The sequence below is a fragment of the Micromonospora sp. NPDC050784 genome (assembly GCF_044456765.1).
GTDB lineage: Bacteria > Actinomycetota > Actinomycetes > Mycobacteriales > Micromonosporaceae > Micromonospora > Micromonospora foliorum.
In genome coordinates this window covers 109,035-123,553 of sequence record NZ_JBITGG010000012.1, presented here as the reverse complement: position 1 = coordinate 123,553, position 14,519 = coordinate 109,035, and the positions used below count along the sequence as shown (strand labels likewise).

The 14,519-nt window shown below is 68.1% G+C and carries 15 protein-coding genes and 1 pseudogene; 8 read left to right on the top strand and 8 right to left on the bottom strand.

Translation table 11 applies throughout. The annotated features are described in order from the left end of the window. Positions 1-81 precede the first annotated feature (81 nt). Entirely contained in the window at positions 82-2,352 is a 2,271-nt protein-coding gene (locus tag ACIBD9_RS18320) for a glycoside hydrolase family 44 protein (protein ID WP_396719072.1), read from the top strand. Positions 2,353-2,484: 132 nt separating this feature from the next. Here ACIBD9_RS18320 and ACIBD9_RS18315 read toward each other — a convergent pair whose 3' ends face one another. Beyond that, positions 2,485-3,402 (bottom strand): NAD(P)-dependent oxidoreductase, encoded by a 918-nt coding sequence (locus ACIBD9_RS18315; protein ID WP_396719070.1) that lies wholly within the window; start codon positions 3,400-3,402, stop codon positions 2,485-2,487. A gap of 84 nt (positions 3,403-3,486) precedes the next feature. Here ACIBD9_RS18315 and ACIBD9_RS18310 point away from each other — a divergent pair, with 84 nt between their 5' ends. Then, positions 3,487-3,876, top strand: coding sequence for a winged helix-turn-helix transcriptional regulator (locus ACIBD9_RS18310; RefSeq protein ID WP_396719068.1), 390 nt, complete (start codon positions 3,487-3,489; stop codon positions 3,874-3,876). A gap of 101 nt (positions 3,877-3,977) precedes the next feature. On the opposite strand, the gene ACIBD9_RS18305 is transcribed toward ACIBD9_RS18310, so the two are convergent. The 4 genes from ACIBD9_RS18305 to ACIBD9_RS18290 all read right to left on the bottom strand — a co-directional run bounded on the left by ACIBD9_RS18305 (position 3,978) and on the right by ACIBD9_RS18290 (position 7,441). After that, positions 3,978-5,012 (bottom strand): hypothetical protein, encoded by a 1,035-nt coding sequence (locus tag ACIBD9_RS18305; RefSeq protein ID WP_396719066.1) that lies wholly within the window; start codon positions 5,010-5,012, stop codon positions 3,978-3,980. A gap of 170 nt (positions 5,013-5,182) precedes the next feature. Continuing rightward, complete coding sequence (locus tag ACIBD9_RS18300) at positions 5,183-5,356, bottom strand: hypothetical protein (protein ID WP_396719064.1); 174 nt, start codon at positions 5,354-5,356, stop codon at positions 5,183-5,185. A 253-nt stretch (positions 5,357-5,609) separates the two neighbouring features. Further along, positions 5,610-6,860, bottom strand: coding sequence for an FAD-dependent oxidoreductase (locus ACIBD9_RS18295; protein WP_396719062.1), 1,251 nt, complete (start codon positions 6,858-6,860; stop codon positions 5,610-5,612). Between the two features lie 89 nt (positions 6,861-6,949). Continuing rightward, the gene (locus tag ACIBD9_RS18290; protein WP_396719061.1) at positions 6,950-7,441 is read right to left on the bottom strand and encodes a MarR family winged helix-turn-helix transcriptional regulator; all 492 of its coding nucleotides are present in this window, start codon (positions 7,439-7,441) and stop codon (positions 6,950-6,952) included. A gap of 65 nt (positions 7,442-7,506) precedes the next feature. Between ACIBD9_RS18290 and ACIBD9_RS18285 the strand changes: the two genes are divergently transcribed. The 4 genes from ACIBD9_RS18285 to ACIBD9_RS18270 are packed head-to-tail and all read left to right on the top strand — an operon-like array spanning position 7,507 to position 10,569. After that, the gene (locus ACIBD9_RS18285; RefSeq protein WP_396719059.1) at positions 7,507-8,226 is read left to right on the top strand and encodes a DUF3159 domain-containing protein; all 720 of its coding nucleotides are present in this window, start codon (positions 7,507-7,509) and stop codon (positions 8,224-8,226) included. Then, positions 8,223-8,579 carry an antibiotic biosynthesis monooxygenase family protein gene (locus tag ACIBD9_RS18280; protein WP_396719057.1) on the top strand — a complete coding sequence of 119 codons (357 nt, stop codon included), beginning with the start codon at positions 8,223-8,225 and terminating at the stop codon, positions 8,577-8,579. The genes ACIBD9_RS18285 and ACIBD9_RS18280 overlap by 4 nt, the downstream gene beginning before the upstream one ends. Further along, positions 8,576-8,992: a hypothetical protein gene (locus ACIBD9_RS18275; RefSeq protein WP_396719055.1), complete on the top strand. Its 417-nt coding sequence runs from the start codon at positions 8,576-8,578 to the stop codon at positions 8,990-8,992. The genes ACIBD9_RS18280 and ACIBD9_RS18275 overlap by 4 nt, the downstream gene beginning before the upstream one ends. Then, complete coding sequence (locus ACIBD9_RS18270) at positions 8,989-10,569, top strand: multicopper oxidase family protein (protein WP_396719053.1); 1,581 nt, start codon at positions 8,989-8,991, stop codon at positions 10,567-10,569. The genes ACIBD9_RS18275 and ACIBD9_RS18270 overlap by 4 nt, the downstream gene beginning before the upstream one ends. A 106-nt stretch (positions 10,570-10,675) precedes the next feature. On the opposite strand, the gene ACIBD9_RS18265 is transcribed toward ACIBD9_RS18270, so the two are convergent. The 3 genes and pseudogenes from ACIBD9_RS18265 to ACIBD9_RS18255 form a co-directional block, all read right to left on the bottom strand. Beyond that, positions 10,676-11,056, bottom strand: a complete 381-nt coding sequence (locus ACIBD9_RS18265) for a hypothetical protein (RefSeq protein WP_396719052.1) — start codon at positions 11,054-11,056, stop codon at positions 10,676-10,678. A gap of 54 nt (positions 11,057-11,110) precedes the next feature. Then, complete coding sequence (locus tag ACIBD9_RS18260; protein WP_396719050.1) at positions 11,111-12,034, bottom strand: trypsin-like serine peptidase; 924 nt, start codon at positions 12,032-12,034, stop codon at positions 11,111-11,113. Between the two features lie 631 nt (positions 12,035-12,665). Then, positions 12,666-12,796, bottom strand: a pseudogene (locus tag ACIBD9_RS18255) (IS5/IS1182 family transposase); the annotation flags it as partial. A 70-nt stretch (positions 12,797-12,866) separates the two neighbouring features. Between ACIBD9_RS18255 and ACIBD9_RS18250 the strand changes: the two are divergent. Then, positions 12,867-13,358, top strand: coding sequence for a hypothetical protein (locus ACIBD9_RS18250; RefSeq protein ID WP_396719048.1), 492 nt, complete (start codon positions 12,867-12,869; stop codon positions 13,356-13,358). A 242-nt stretch (positions 13,359-13,600) separates the two neighbouring features. After that, positions 13,601-14,089: a hypothetical protein gene (locus ACIBD9_RS18245; protein WP_396719046.1), complete on the top strand. Its 489-nt coding sequence runs from the start codon at positions 13,601-13,603 to the stop codon at positions 14,087-14,089. The last annotated feature ends 430 nt before the right edge of the window (positions 14,090-14,519 follow it).

The window sequence follows — 14,519 nt, the reverse complement described above, 5'->3', positions numbered from 1 at the left end:
TCCGGCGTTGACTCGGAGCCGGGAAGGCGCAACGCTGTGGAAGCGCTCCCATCGTCGAGCTTCTATCCGAGAGGAATGCTCGTGCGTCCCACCACCGCTCTACTCCCCGTCGTGCTCGCCACGGCCCTCGGCGGTCTCGCCCTGCCAGAGCCCGCCCTGGCCGCGGCCGGCCCGGCCCTGGCCGTGGACACCACCGCCGCCCGCCACCAGATCAGCCCGTACATCTACGGCATGAACTTCGCCGACCAGGCCCTCGCCCGCGACCTGCGGCTACCGGTGCACCGCTACGGCGGCAACGCCACCACCCGCTACAACTTCCGCGCCGACACCACCAACCGCGCGGCGGACTGGTACTTCGAAAACATCCCCAACGACAACCCGAGTCCGGACGACCTCCCGGAGGGCTCCGAGACCGACCGGTTCGTGCAGGAGAACAAGGCCACCGGGGCCGCCACGATCATGACAATGCCGATGCTCGGCTGGATCGCCAAGGACCGGTCGCGGGCGTGTGGCTTCAGCGTCGCCAAGTACGGCCCGCAGCAGTCCACCGACACCTGGGCACCTGACTGCGGCAACGGCATAAAGCCGGACGGGTCACCGGTCACCGGCAACGATCCGGAGGACACCAGCGTCGCCGTCGGTCCGGAGTACGCCACCGACTTCGTCAACCACCTCAAGGGGCAGTTCGGCGCCGCCGCCGACGGCGGGGTCCAGTTCTACAACCTGGACAACGAGCCGGACCTGTGGCACTCCACCCACCGCGACGTCCGCCCGACCGGGCTGGGCTACGACGAGCTACGCGACCGCACCTACGAGTACGCCGCCGCGATCAAGGCTGCCGACCCCGGTGCCAAGACGCTCGGTCCCGTCGGCTGGGGCCTGAACTCGATCCTCTATTCGGGCCTCGACCAGGACACCTGCTCGCGCACCGGCTGCTGGTCGAACCCGCCGGACAAGGCCGCGCACGGCGGCCAGGACCTCGGCCCGTGGTACCTGGACCGGATGCGCGAGTACGAGCAGCAGCACGGCACGCGCATCCTCGACTACTTCGACGTCCACCTCTACCCGCAGCAAGCCGGCGTGTTGGGCGACGCGGCGGGCGACGCCAACACCCAGGCGTTGCGACTGCGCTCGACCCGCCAGCTCTGGGACCCAACCTACGTGGACGAGAGCTGGATCAACAGTCCCGTCCGGTACATCCCGCGCCTGCGCGAGCTTGTCGACCAGCACTACCCGGGCACGAAGATCGCGATGACCGAGTACAACTGGGGCGCCCACGGGTCGCTCAACGGCGCGCTCGCCCAGGCCGACGTACTCGGCATCTTCGGCCGCGAAGGGCTCGACCTGGCCACCCTCTGGACCGCACCCCAGGCCGACCAGCCGGTGGCCAACGCCTTCCGCGTCTACCGCAACTACGACGGCAAGGGCGGCGCGTTCGGCGAAACCTCCGTCCAGGCGACAAGCGCCGACCAGGGCAAGCTGGCCGTGTACGCCGCCGAGCGCAGCGCCGACAAGGCGCTCACCCTGGTCGTCGTCAACAAGACCGGCGACGACCTGACCAGCCCGGTCGCCCTCACCGGCGCCTCCGCCAGCACCGCTCAGGTCTACCGCTACAGCGGGGCGGACCTCGCCGGCGTCGTCCGGGAGGCCGACCTGCCGGTGACCGCCAGCGGCCTCACGGCCACCTTCCCGGCCAACTCGATCACCCACCTGGTGCTGCCGCGCGGCACCACGCCCGGCGACACCCAGGCGCCGACCGCCCCGGGCAAGCCGGCCGCCGGCACGATCACCGGCGACAGCGTCGCGCTGACCTGGACGCCGTCCACCGACGACACCGCCGTCACCGGCTACGACGTGCACCGGGTCGACACCATCGGCACCGTGAAGGTGGGCAGCGCCACCGGCACCGCGTACACCGTGACCGGGCTGACGCCGGACACCCCGTACACCTTCGTGGTAACCGCCCGCGACGCGGCGGGCAACGTCTCGGCGGCCTCGCCCGGCCTGACCGTGCGGACCGCGCCCACCGCCCCGACCGTCGGCTGCACGGTCGGCTATACGGCGAACAGTTGGCCGGGCGGCTTCACCGCGACCGTGACGATCAAGAACACCGGCATCACCGCGATCGACGGCTGGAAACTCGCCTTCGACTTCCCCACCATCGGCCAGAAAGTCGGCCAGGGCTGGTCGGCCACCTGGAAACAGAACGGAACGAGCGTCACCGCAGACAGCATGAGTTGGAACGGCAAACTCGCCCCGGGAGCGTCCACCAGCACCGGCTTCAACGGCACGTGGAGCGGCACCAATCCGGCGCCAACCGCCTTCAACATCAACGGTCAGCGCTGCGGGTGACCTGAGAGACCCCTGCTCCGTGCCACACCGGCGGAGCAGGGTGGAGGGGTCCGGGGCGCAACTGCACCTCGGACCCCCGCTCTCGATCGGCGGCCGGGCCAATCCCGCGACAGGACGGCTCAGAACCGCACGTCAGCTGATGAGACGCCGCCGCTTGTCCCGTGGCTCGCGGATGCTGTCGATGATCCGGGTCCAGTTGTCGCCGCCGTGCCCATTCTCGATCGCCTGCCGATAATGTGCTCGCACGGCCAGGGGAAGCGCGAGGTCGAGGCCCAGTGTCGTGCTGGTCTCGACGATGTGGTCGGCAGTCGCGCCCATCATGGTGACGGTGCTGAGGTCGCCGGGGTGTTCTCCGGCGTCCAGCGCGGCGCCGGGAGTTTCCTCGCCGGCGCGGAGAATGGCGCCGATCGACTCGGCCGAGGCGATCAGCTCCGGTAGTGCCTGCGTGGCCCTCATTCCCGTGGCGCCCAGCATCGCGGTGGCGTGCATCAACGCGGACAGAGTGCCGAGGAATACCGCGAGCTGGGCTTGGTACATCATCTGGGCGAGACCCGGGTCCTCGCCCAGGTGTTTCGGTGCGCCGAGCTGGGCCAGCGCCTCTCGGCTGCCGTCCAGCACCTCGCCGGGGCCGCTGTAGTAGACGTACGCCGCGTCCGTGCCGACCATCGGCGCTGGGACCATGACGCCGCCGGTGAGGAAGGCCGCGTCGTGGCCCGCCGCCCAGGATGCCGCCTCGCGGCTGCGGTCGGGGGTGTCGGAGCTTAGGTTGACCAACGTCCGGCCGGCGAGAGACGCGGTGGCCGGGCCGAGGATGTCGTACATCGCTTGGTAGTCGGTGAGGCTGAGGATGACGAGGCTGCTCGCCTCGACCGCCTCGGCGGGTGTCGCCGCGAGCGTCGCGCCGTCGGCGACCACGCCCTCGGCCCGTCCGGTGGTGCGGTTCCAGACCGTGACGGGGTGGCCGGCGGCGAGGAGGGTGCGGGTGATCGCCTGGCCCATCGGGCCGAGCCCGATCACGGTGACGGCGCTGTTCTGCTGCTGGTTGTTCACCTCTCCATGCTCGGCGACGCGTCACTATTCTCGTAAGTACCCACTAAGTTCTGCGGTACTTACCTTTAAGTAAGGGGATCAGCGATGGCCAAGGCACCTCGACGCGGGCCTTACATCTGCGGCATCGACGCGGCGCTCGACGTGGTCAGCGGCAAGTGGAAGGGCCTGATCCTCTGGGAACTCGAGGCCCATGGCGTACGCCGTTTCGCGCAGCTGCGTCGGGGTCTGCTCGGAGTGAGCGAGAAGATGCTGACTCAGCATTTGCGCGAGCTCGAGGAGGACGGCCTGGTGCACCGGAAGGTCCACGCCGAGGTGCCGCCGCGGGTGGAATACTCCTTGACCGAGCACGGGCGCACGCTCAACCAGGCGCTAGGGCCGCTCGGCGCCTGGGGGAGCGAGCGGATCCGTCGCGAGGGCGCCGAAACGGTCGACGCGGCTCCCACTGCGTCGTCGAGGGCCGACCACGCCCCCTGAAACGCACTTCCCGACTATCAGCCGCACCTAGTTGCTCGCACCACAGCATCTATGCCCCAGGCACAGGAGACACGAGACACAAGCGGTGGCGCCGACTGTTTTCAACAGTTGATCCAGCGTGCTGGGCGCAGTCGGGAGCCGTTCACGGAGCCTACGATGAGGCCGTTATCGGCGATCCCCCAGCCGAAGGAATCTTGGACACCGGGGATGGCGCCGCCTAGGGCGACGAGCCGGTCGCCGTGGTCGACGGCTCGGTCGCCGAGCACTGTGCCCCGGCTGTTGACGTCCTGCGTTGATACCAGCGCCGGGTTCACGGCGGACGCCACGCCAGTCCGCAGGTCCCAGCGCACCAGGGTGCTGTCCCCGCCCTCACTGCCGGTGCCGATGCGGCCAACTGCCCAGGTCCCCTGGGCCGCGGATATCCCCGACCACTGGGCCCCGGGGGCGGTGAGCCGGTCGGTCCTTGCGTCGGGATGGCGTACCCAGCCGAAGCTGCCGGCGGTGCCGATGATGGTGCCGTCGTCGAGGATCTCCCTCGCGCTAGCGTAGGACGGGGCGTCGATCACCTCGACGGTGCCCGGCCGGTCGGCGGGCCAGAGCAGCGGCAGGGTCGTCTCGGTCTCTTCGACGGCGCCGTGGCCAACGATGTCGCCGCGTGAGTTGATTCCCAGCGCCAAGGTGTTGGAGACCGTCGGCAGGACGGGTAACCACTCCAGGCGCCCGTTGCGGTAGCGCCAGGGGCGGTAGACGTTGCCGACGAAGGCATTGCCGACGGCAACGCCGTACCGATTGATGTTCTCGACTTGCCCCGGCGCTTCTATGGTGACGACGGTGAGGCGGGGTTCGTCCCACACCCCAGGCCCGGGTCGGCGCGGCGTTCCGGCCCAGAGCAGCAGCAGCGGCTGCGTATCGTCGTCATCGATTCGGTAGCCGATACCGGCGATGAACCGACCAGTCGGGTCGACCGCCAAAGCTCGACCATTCATGTCCGCTGGTAAGGGCAGTGGTCGTAGCGCGCAGACCGGGACGGGCCGGCGCTTCGGCTCGGCCGTGGCGACGCCGGGCAGGCCCAGCGTTGCGGTGAGGGCGCCAGCGGTCAGACTGACCAAGAAGCCTTTCCGAACAGACCGGCTCATCTCTACTCCCAGTGACGTGCGGTGGTGGTGTGCTTACCGAAGCACGTCGATGTCACCACCGGAAGTACTCTGCCGGCGGCTGGGCGGCGCCGATTTCCGACACCGCACAGCCGCGATGGTGCGGAAGCCGCCGTTGCATCGGCTGGTGCCGCGCTCGTTAGCGGACGGACCTATGCCGGCTCGCGGACGCCGCCGGCATTGCCACCATCGTCCGGCATAGGTTCGGCCGGGGCTTCTGGCAGTTCGTCCGCCGCGCCGGGCAAAAGGACGGCCGCGTCGTCGGGCACCGGTTCACGCGGGTCGATGGGCGGATACTGTTCGGGGTCGAGTTCCGGTCCAGTCATCAGGCGAGTATCCGTCGTCTCCCGGACCGCCGCTCGTCGGGCCCGCGAGCTGAGCGGCCTACCCCTGGTCTTAGGCGACTGGCGGCACTGGTTCGTTGGCTGCCTGCCACCTCGGACAGTGCCCATCGGCGTCGCCAGAGCCCACTCGCCCCGATGACCACGGTGGCGGGTCGCGCCGTGAGGCCGACCGCCGGTTCGGTCGCCGCTCCGGCTGTCGCGAAGCCAGGATGGCCCTCAGAGATGCCCTGGTCGATTAGATCGACGGCCCGAAGATCTTGCGCCGTAGGGCGGGGATGGCCGCGCTGGCACGGAGAAGCGCACGGAACGCGGTCCGGTTCGCCGGTGTGGCGAGGGCGGCGTTGGTGGCGTTTCGGGTGGAGAGGGCTAGGGCTTGGTTGGCGTAGTGTCGCATCGCTGTTTCGTAGACACCGATGCTGTTCACCGGGTCGGTGCCGGTCGTGAGGGCTTGGCGGAGGTGGTCGGCGTCGCGCAGGGCGGTGTTGGCACCGATGCCTGCCATGGGTGTCATGTTGTGGATGGCGTCGCCGAGGAGTGTGACTCGCGAGGGTGCCCACTCAGGGAGCTGAGGCATGGTCCGTAGCGGCACGGTGGTGATGGTCGCGGCGTCCGTGGCGTCGACCAGGGTCCGCAGCGGTGCTGCCCAGTCGTGGACGCGTTCGGCGACGAGTCGCTTGAGCTGAATTCCGTCGAGGTTCTTCACTCCCGGCGGGTACGAGTTTTCCGATCCGGCCCAGGCCCAGACGACGTACTCGGCGGCACCGTTGCTGACGTCGGTTTTGTCGGGATCGCCAGTGGGCCAGGTGGAGAGGAACATCCACCCGTTGCGGGCGGGGACGACGTTGTTGATGCCGCCATCGGTGAGGTCAGCCGTCAGGGCCGCGGCGACGGCGCCTGCCAGGGAGACACGCCCGGCGATGTTGATGATGCCGAGTTCCTGACGTTGCAGGCCGGGAAGACGTTGGTGGCGTACCCGGGAGTTACTGCCGTCGGCGCCGACGAGGATGTCGCCGTCGGTGTGGGAGCCGTCGGCGAAGAACGCACGGACGCCGTCGCTGTGCACCTCGTAGTGGGTGAACTTCTTGTCCCAGTGCACGAGAGGTTCCGCGTCGTCTTCGGTGCCGGTGTTGTGCAGGAGGGCTTCGTGGAGCTTGCCGCGGCTGATCGCACGGCGTTTGGTGATCGGGTCGGTGGTGTGCTCGGGCAATCTCTTGTCGATGGTGGCCAGGACGCCGCGGCGGGGGTCGTGGAACCGGATGATCAGCGGCACGGGAGTTCCGGCCGCGTCGATCATCTTCCAGTTCTGATCGGGGAGGCAGGCGTGCAGGGCACGCAGGCCATCGGCGTTGAGGTGGATTCCGTAGCTAGCCGGTTGCTGTGCGCGGTGCGCCGATCGTTCGAACACTCGGGCGTCGATTCCTGCGCTTCGTAGTCCGTGCAGGAGAGTGAGCCCGCCGAGGCCCGCGCCGATGATGAGAACACGCATGAGGTGCTGCCTTTCGTGCCAGCGAGCTGACGGTAAGGGCCCGCCGGACGACATCGGTCGGCCTGAGACGGGTGGTGAACGGCCGGGTATCAGTCCGGTGGGCTCACGGGAGCGACCATCGTGCGCAGGAGCCGCTGGAGTTGCTGGGCCTGCGCAGCAGTGAGGGGCGCCGTTGCGGCCGAGGCCGCGGGTTCGGCAGCCTGGTGCGCCTGGGCGAAGACCTCACGGCCGTGCTCGGTCAGGGTGACGGCCCGCAGCCGCCGATCACCGGGCACCAGCTGGCGTGAAGCGAGGTCGAGTCGCTCGAGGTCGTCGACAATCCGGACGATCGAGGCTTTGTCGTGGTTTGTTTGCGCAACGAGGTCACGTTGGCTGAGCGGACCCGAGGCGTGCAGCCGCATCATCACCATCAGGTGGCGCCGCTCGATGCCGAACGGCGCCAGAGCGCCGTCCATCGCCGCCGCCACGCGGTCGTGCGCCTGACGCAGCAGCAGCCCGATCGCAAAGGGTGACCCCTCCTCCGGGTTTTCCGGAGTGCCGGACGTAGCTGACTGGTCGGCGAAAGCTTGTTCGTTAGGCACCCCCGAACACTATCTCACGGGACACAGGTTTGCAAGAAACCGTTTCACGTGTAACCATTTTGGCCATGAGCAACCAACGAGCCACCCTGACGATCGGCGATCGAATGCCCGAGTACGACGCCAGCCGTGACCCCGAACCACGGCCCCAACCTGGCCCGCGGCAGGGCAGCCACCAGGGACCGGAGTCAGGATGGGCGGCGATCAGGCAAACCTGGAGTGACCCTGAGCGCTGGGTCGGGATCCTCGTGGCCGCGGCCCCGGGCCTGGTGTTTGTCGCGGCGAATGTGGTGTTCTCCCTCTACCCGGCGATCACCGCCGCTGCCATGACCGCTCTCGCCGGCCTGGGCTACCGGTTGGCGCGCCGACAGTCGCCGAGGTCGGCACTGATCGGCATCCTGGTGGTGGCGGTGTGCGCGGTGGTCGCCGCGGTCACCGGCGAAGCGCGGGGCTTCTTCCTGGTCCCGACGCTGATCCCGTTCGCCGTGATCATGGTGTGCCTGGCCAGCATCATCGCGCGCCGCCCGTTGACCGGTCTGCTGCTCAACCGGGTCACCGGCGGCCCGCACGACTGGTACCGCAACGCCGCGCTGCGCCGCGTCCACCTGACCGCTACCAGTACGGCGATCGGAATCAACGTCATCAACGCCACCGTGCAGGTGATCTTCTACGACCGGGGCGACACCATCGTGCTCGCCGTCGCCCACGCGGCCACGGGACCGGTTTTCGCCACCCTCGTCGCGGTCACGATCGTCGCCGTCCGCAAGACTCTGGCGGCTCAGCGATGACCGCCCCCACCGAGCGCCCGGCCAGCCGACCCGACAATCCGGCAGCCGCGAGCGGCGAGCTGACCGTGACGAGCGTCTTCACCGTGACGGAACAACACCAGGACCAGCTGTACGCGCTGCTGACCGCCAACGGCCACGACGTCCTGGAGCACACGCCCGGCTTCCTCGGCTCAACACTGACCCGGTCCGATGACGGGCGACATGTCATCCACCACGCACGCTGGCGCGACGACGACGCCCTGGCGGCCATGCTGGCAAGCCCTGGCGGCCGTTCCAGCATGGCGGCTTCCCGTCTGCTAGCCGACGTGCAAGTCTTCCGCTCCCACCACACCCGGGCATTCGAAGCATCATGACAACCACCCAGACCACGCCATCCGGGCAGCCCCAAGCCACTTCGTCGAAGCGGCGGTGGCCGATCTGGCTGTTCCGGCTCACCAGCACCATCGCAACAGTTCTGGCCTTCGACCAGGCCGTCTTCGCCGGCCAGTTCCTATCCGGCAGCTACGGGGCACTGCACCTCCACCGAGACACAGCCACCTACACCGTCGCGGCAATCGCGGCCAGCATCGTCACCGCGACCCTGTGGCGCCTCGCCGGGGCAGGCCCACGCTGGCCACTGCCCGCGTCGATCGTGCTGCTCATCCTGACCGCACTGCAGACCTGGCTCGGCTACCAACTGATCCTCGCCGTGCATATCCCCCTGGGCGTCACCGTCATCGTGCTGCTGCTCGCCCTCACCGCCGCAGCATGGAGAAAGATCCGATGAGCACCATCAGCCGCCGAACCTTCCTCGGCATCGCCGGAGCCGGGATCGCTGCCGTCGGCGTCGGCGTCCCCTTCATCAGCGGCATCGCCGGCGCCAGTTCCACCGGGAAGGTCCTGCCCAGCCGCGCACCGCTCCCATCGCCATTCCGACGGCGGCTCACCCTTCCACCCGTACTACGCCCGACCCGCTCCGACACGACCACCGATTACTACGACATCGTGCAAACCGTCACCCGGGCCTCGATCCTCCCCGGACTGACGACGGAGCTGTGGACCTACAACGGCTCCTTCCCAGGGCCCACCATCCGGAGCGGACGAGGCCGCACCGTCAAGGTCCGGCACACCAACAACCTGCCGCTACCCACCGTCGTCCACCTGCACGGCGGACGGACACCGCAGGACAGCGATGGCTACCCGACCGACTACGTCTACCCGACCGACATGAGCTACTACGCCCGGCACCACCGCCACGAAAACATGGGCGGCGGCCACGACATGGTCACCGGCGGCGACACCCGACAGGGCAAGCGGACCTACACCTTCCCACTACAGCAGCGGGCAGCGACGCTGTGGTACCACGACCACCGCATGGACTTCACCGGTCCCAGCGTCTGGCGGGGACTCGCCGGCTTCCACCTGCATCACGACGACGAAGAAGCAGATCTTCGCCTGCCGGACAACGAGCACGAGCTGCCACTGATGATCACCGACCGCAGCTTCGACGCCGACGGATCACTGCTCTACCCCAGCCTCGACCCCACCCTGGTAAACCAACACGGAGTCCACGGCGACTACGTCGCCGGCGTCCTCGGTGACGTCATGCTCGTCAACGGCACACCCTGGCCCATCGCACCGGTCGAACGGGGCACCTACCGGATACGCCTGCTCAACGCCTGCAACGCCCGACGACTGTCACTGCGCCTTGACCCGGCGCCGCCGTCCGCCATCACCCAGATCGGCACCGACGGAGGGCTCCTCGCCGAACCCGCCCGACACGATCACCTCGAACTGGCCCCCGCCCAACGCTTCGACGTACTCGTCGATTTCTCCCACTACGCCCCGGGCGCCGAAGTCACCCTGGTCAACGACTTCGGCACTGGAGCAATGGGACAGGTCATGCGATTCGTCGTCGGCGAAGGCCGGCCGCAGACATTCAAGGTGCCGGATCGACTATCCGCCATCCCGGTTCTGCGGCCAGCCGACGCGGTCGTCACCCGCAAATTCGACTTCCGGGCCGGTGACGTCAACGACCACGAGGGCTGGCTCATCTCCCAAGCCCCGTTCAGCCCCGACTCCATCGCGGCGCACGTCCGCCTCGGCAGCACCGAGATCTGGCAACTGAACGCCGACTTCCACCATCCCGTCCACATCCACCTCAGCCCCTTCCAAGTCCTGGCTCGGGGCAGCGGAGGCCCAGGTCCGTTCGACGCCGGCTGGAAAGACACCATCGACCTGCGCCCCGGCGAACAAGCCAAAATCCTCATCCACTTCGACGGGTACGCGGGCAAATACGTCTTCCACTGTCACAACCTCGAACACGAAGACATGGCCATGATGGCCAACTTCGTCGTGAGTTGAGCCTTGGAACTGCTGCTCTTGTCGACCGTGACGTGGTCCCGGGCGGATGCGAGGTCAGCGGTGGTACCGCTCGGCAGGCGACGGCTGGTCGCCTGCCGAGCTGGCGTCAGCTCAGAGCTTCGACCTTGCGGTTGCCCAGTGCGGAGGTGAGTCGCACCGGGACCACCGCCTCCTTGGCGATTGCTGGGCACTCCTTGCCGGCCGCCTCGGGTAGCAGCCCGACGCGGATCCGGAGGCGCACCGCGGTTTCACTCTCTGTCACTTCCGGCTCGGCTCCGTAGCAGTCGGCGGGTCCGGCCGTCAGGGTGACCTCGAGGATTCGATCGTCGACACTGCGCCAATCGCGCCACTGAACAACCTGCGCGTCGATCAGGTCGCTCCGGGTCGGCAACGCTTCCGGCCGGGTCGGTCCGGTCGGCGCTCGGACGCCTGACGTGTCGCCGCCGGGCTCGGCTGCGGAGCCGCAGGCGCTCAGTGCGGCCACCACAGCCAGCAGCCAGGCTGCCAGTGGAAGTGGTGGCCGCATTCTCATCAGTTCAACTTACCAATCAGCGTTGGCGGCGTTCATCGCATCGACGACAGCCTGGTCGAAGTATGGCCCCTTGTTGACGCCTTCGCTGTTCACCGTGGACATGACCGAGCGGACCGAGCCGAGCCCGCTGGCGTTGTCGTAGTTCCAGGTCCACGGTCCGCCCGAGGAGCCACCTCCGAAGTTGCAGGTGATTTTGGATTTGTCGTCCAAGATGCTGTTGTCGGTGGCGGTGCCCCAGCAAGCCCACATGACGTTGCCGCCGTCACGGTTGCTCGGATATCCGAAGATCGACGTGTCGAACTCGGTGCCACCGTTGTAGACCAGGCCGTGTCCGCCGATGGTGTTGACGACTGTCGTGTTCCAGTCGCCGCCGGAGTAGGTGGTCACGAAGCCGACGTCCCGGTTGAGGTTGCTGTTGTTGATCCATTCGTTGAAGGTCCGCAGCCAGTACGCCTGGAAGCGGCCGACCGGGTCGTGGTCCGCGTTGAAGGCGTTGTATCCCGGCACGAAGACGAGGTTCTGCAGCCAGGTGCCGCCCTGTCCGTCATGGACACAGTGACCGGCGGTGATCAGCACCCGCTTGGACGAGGTGTTGATCGCCGACGCCGAGCACCATGAGCCACTTTCGTAGCCACCGATGAACAACTTGCCATTGGTGATCGAGAAGTTCGTCACCGGCGGCGGGGCGTTGGTCACGCTCCGCGAGATCTGGGCGGCCACCGGCTTCGCCGCGACGGCGGCCGTCTTGCTGGCCACGGCGCGGGCCGTGCTCTCGACCCATTCCGCATCTCCCGGGGCATCCAGCGGCTTGGCTGCCTTCATCCGTTCCGGCGTCCAGTACGCCAGCACCTCGGGGTCTCCGCCGGTGCGCTCGAACGACTTCAACTGTGTGGGCGTGTAGTTGCGCACCGCTTTGTCGCCCGGCAGCCGCACCGGGGCAGGCGCACTGCTGGTGCTCAGATCGGAGCCGCTGATCCGAGCCGGCGAGGGGTTCGCCCCGGCGGGAGCGCCCGCGGGAGCGGTGAGTAAGGCGACTGTCGCGACGGCCGCAGCCAGTGCGGCGGCCCCCAGGCGTCTCACGCTTCTCGGACAACGGATTTTGCTTGACGAATCCATCCGGCTGACTCCCCCTGTTCAGCAACCGTTTCCGGTGCTCTCGAAGCCGTCTTCATGCCGCTCGGCGACGGCTGCCGTCGAAAGGTGAAGCTACCGAAGGAATCGGTCCACATCTATGTCATTCCATAGACCGCAAGTGCGTGAGGAGCTACCGAGAGAGATCGAACCAGTGCGACCTGCATACACAGATGAATGTGTTTTTGGACACACCCTCGCGCCGTCCGTCATTTACGCCACCGGCGGCTGACGTGCTCGACGACCCGCACCGGCAGCCGGGCCGGTGAGCCGGCACGGGAAAGGATCTTCGGAATTAAGCGGGTTCGTCTAATTCGTAGAGATCAATGTGTTCAATACCAGGGCCGTCGACGCGCTCGGGTGAATCATCGCGGTGGTGGTGATCGCCGCGAGCGTCACCGACAATGTGATCGTCGTCCGCCTGCTGGACAAGGCCCGGCCTACCATCGGCGACGCCGTCACCGCCACGCTCGGCGATCAGCCGGACCAGCTTCCGGAACTGAGGGGCTGCAACCCCGTGAACGGGAAGATCCACTCAGACCGGGCGGCGGTGATCACCTGCACCCAGGCATCCTGCCCGACTATCCACACCAGACGTACTCGCGGGGCTACGAGCGTCCCTTAGCCTCGGCGCGTGGATGACGAACTTCTTCGCCGGCTTCGGACCGAAATAGCCCGGGCGCTGCTTGATGACGCCGACCCGCACTACGCGGTGATGCTGGCCTGCGACCTGCTGGTTGCCGGCGTCAACGGCGACGCCGTGGTGGCGCTCGCGGCCGAGTCGGCGCGGAAACTGCCGGCGCACGACGCGATTCGGCGCCTGGCGGCGGTCGCCGACGAACTTGGGCTCCCGGAACCGGACGTGCCAACTGCGGTGGCGCTGATCGCCGCCGACACCTGCGAGCGGATCCTCGACCGCAGCATCCCCGCCGAGGTGGGAACCCACCGTCTCTACGTGGTGGGACACGAGGGCAGCCCGCTGGATGACCTGCTCCCCGCGGTCACCGCCCTGGCCGCGCATCTCGAAGACGGCCTCGGTGGACGGGCCGACGACGACCTACGAACCCGGCTCGCCGCGCTGGCCCGGACCATCCTGAGCCGCCTGACAGCCGGAAATCCGGCTTGAGGCTGCGCTGCCCGAGGGCTTGGGCGACCGCCGACGCGCGCGCCTGATGATCGCCGGCAGTCCGGACTGGACAGCCATCGCGTTACGATCCATCGCTTAGGTGGACGCCGGGTTCAAGCACGACTTGGGCATCCACGGCGCCAGACCTAGGGCTCGGTGCTCGTCGGCCCACTAATTGGTCCCACCCGTGCGACCGGGGCTGGTAGCGTGCGCCGATCATGAAGATCATGGGGGGAACATCGATGAACCAAACTCGGCTCGTCCTGACTGGCTTGGCCGTCGCGGCGGCGATCGCGATGTCCGGCTGCGATCCGCAGCCCGAATCTGAGGGCACCGCAACCTCGCCGTCCCCGGCGGCCTCGAGCGCCGCCCCGACCGGCGGTGCGGCCACCGCCGCGACCAGCACTGCGGCCAACGACGCGGCCACAGTGAAGGCCTGCGCCGACATCAAGAAGGACATCAAGGACAACGCGGCTAAGGTCACCAAGGCCGAGAAGATCGGCCCGCCAGCCGGGCACTTCGCGGTCAGCGCCCAGTGGGCCGCCGGCTCGGTCGCGATCCTGGCGCACTCCATAGGCGCCAACGAGGCAGTCACCGCCGCCTCCGAAAAGATCCAGAACGAGATGATGGGCCTGAGCGACGCGTACAACAAGTCCGCCGACGCCAAGCCCAGCAAGAAGGCCCTGGAAGCCGCCATCAAGGAGCTGGACACCGCCTGCTCGGCCGCCTGACCGGTTCGACCACACGATCGGCGGTGGCCCTCCCCCGGAGGGTCACCGCCGATTCGCATGTACGTGCGGCCTGCGGCACCTGGGTCAGCGGCCTCTGAGCAACCCATGGTCAGCCTGCGCGACGCCCAGCGAACTACCGCGAAGGGCGGCGCGCTGTTCCCGGCAAGCCGTGGAGCGCTGCGAGGACGCTGCGCCGGGCACGACGGCGATGCGCACCCCACCATGGCATCCAAAGCACCCGTGATGTCTTCGCGACCGAGAGCCGCCCGCACATCGACCGGCCGGGCCGGCGCAGGGTTGTGAGACCTTCGGTGCTCGTGGGTCACGCCCTAACGCGGTCCACATGCTCAGCAATGTGGGCGGTACCAGGCACATCGCGCGCGTGGTCGAACTGAAGTAACCGCTGGCACGGCGGCCCGACACAAAACCG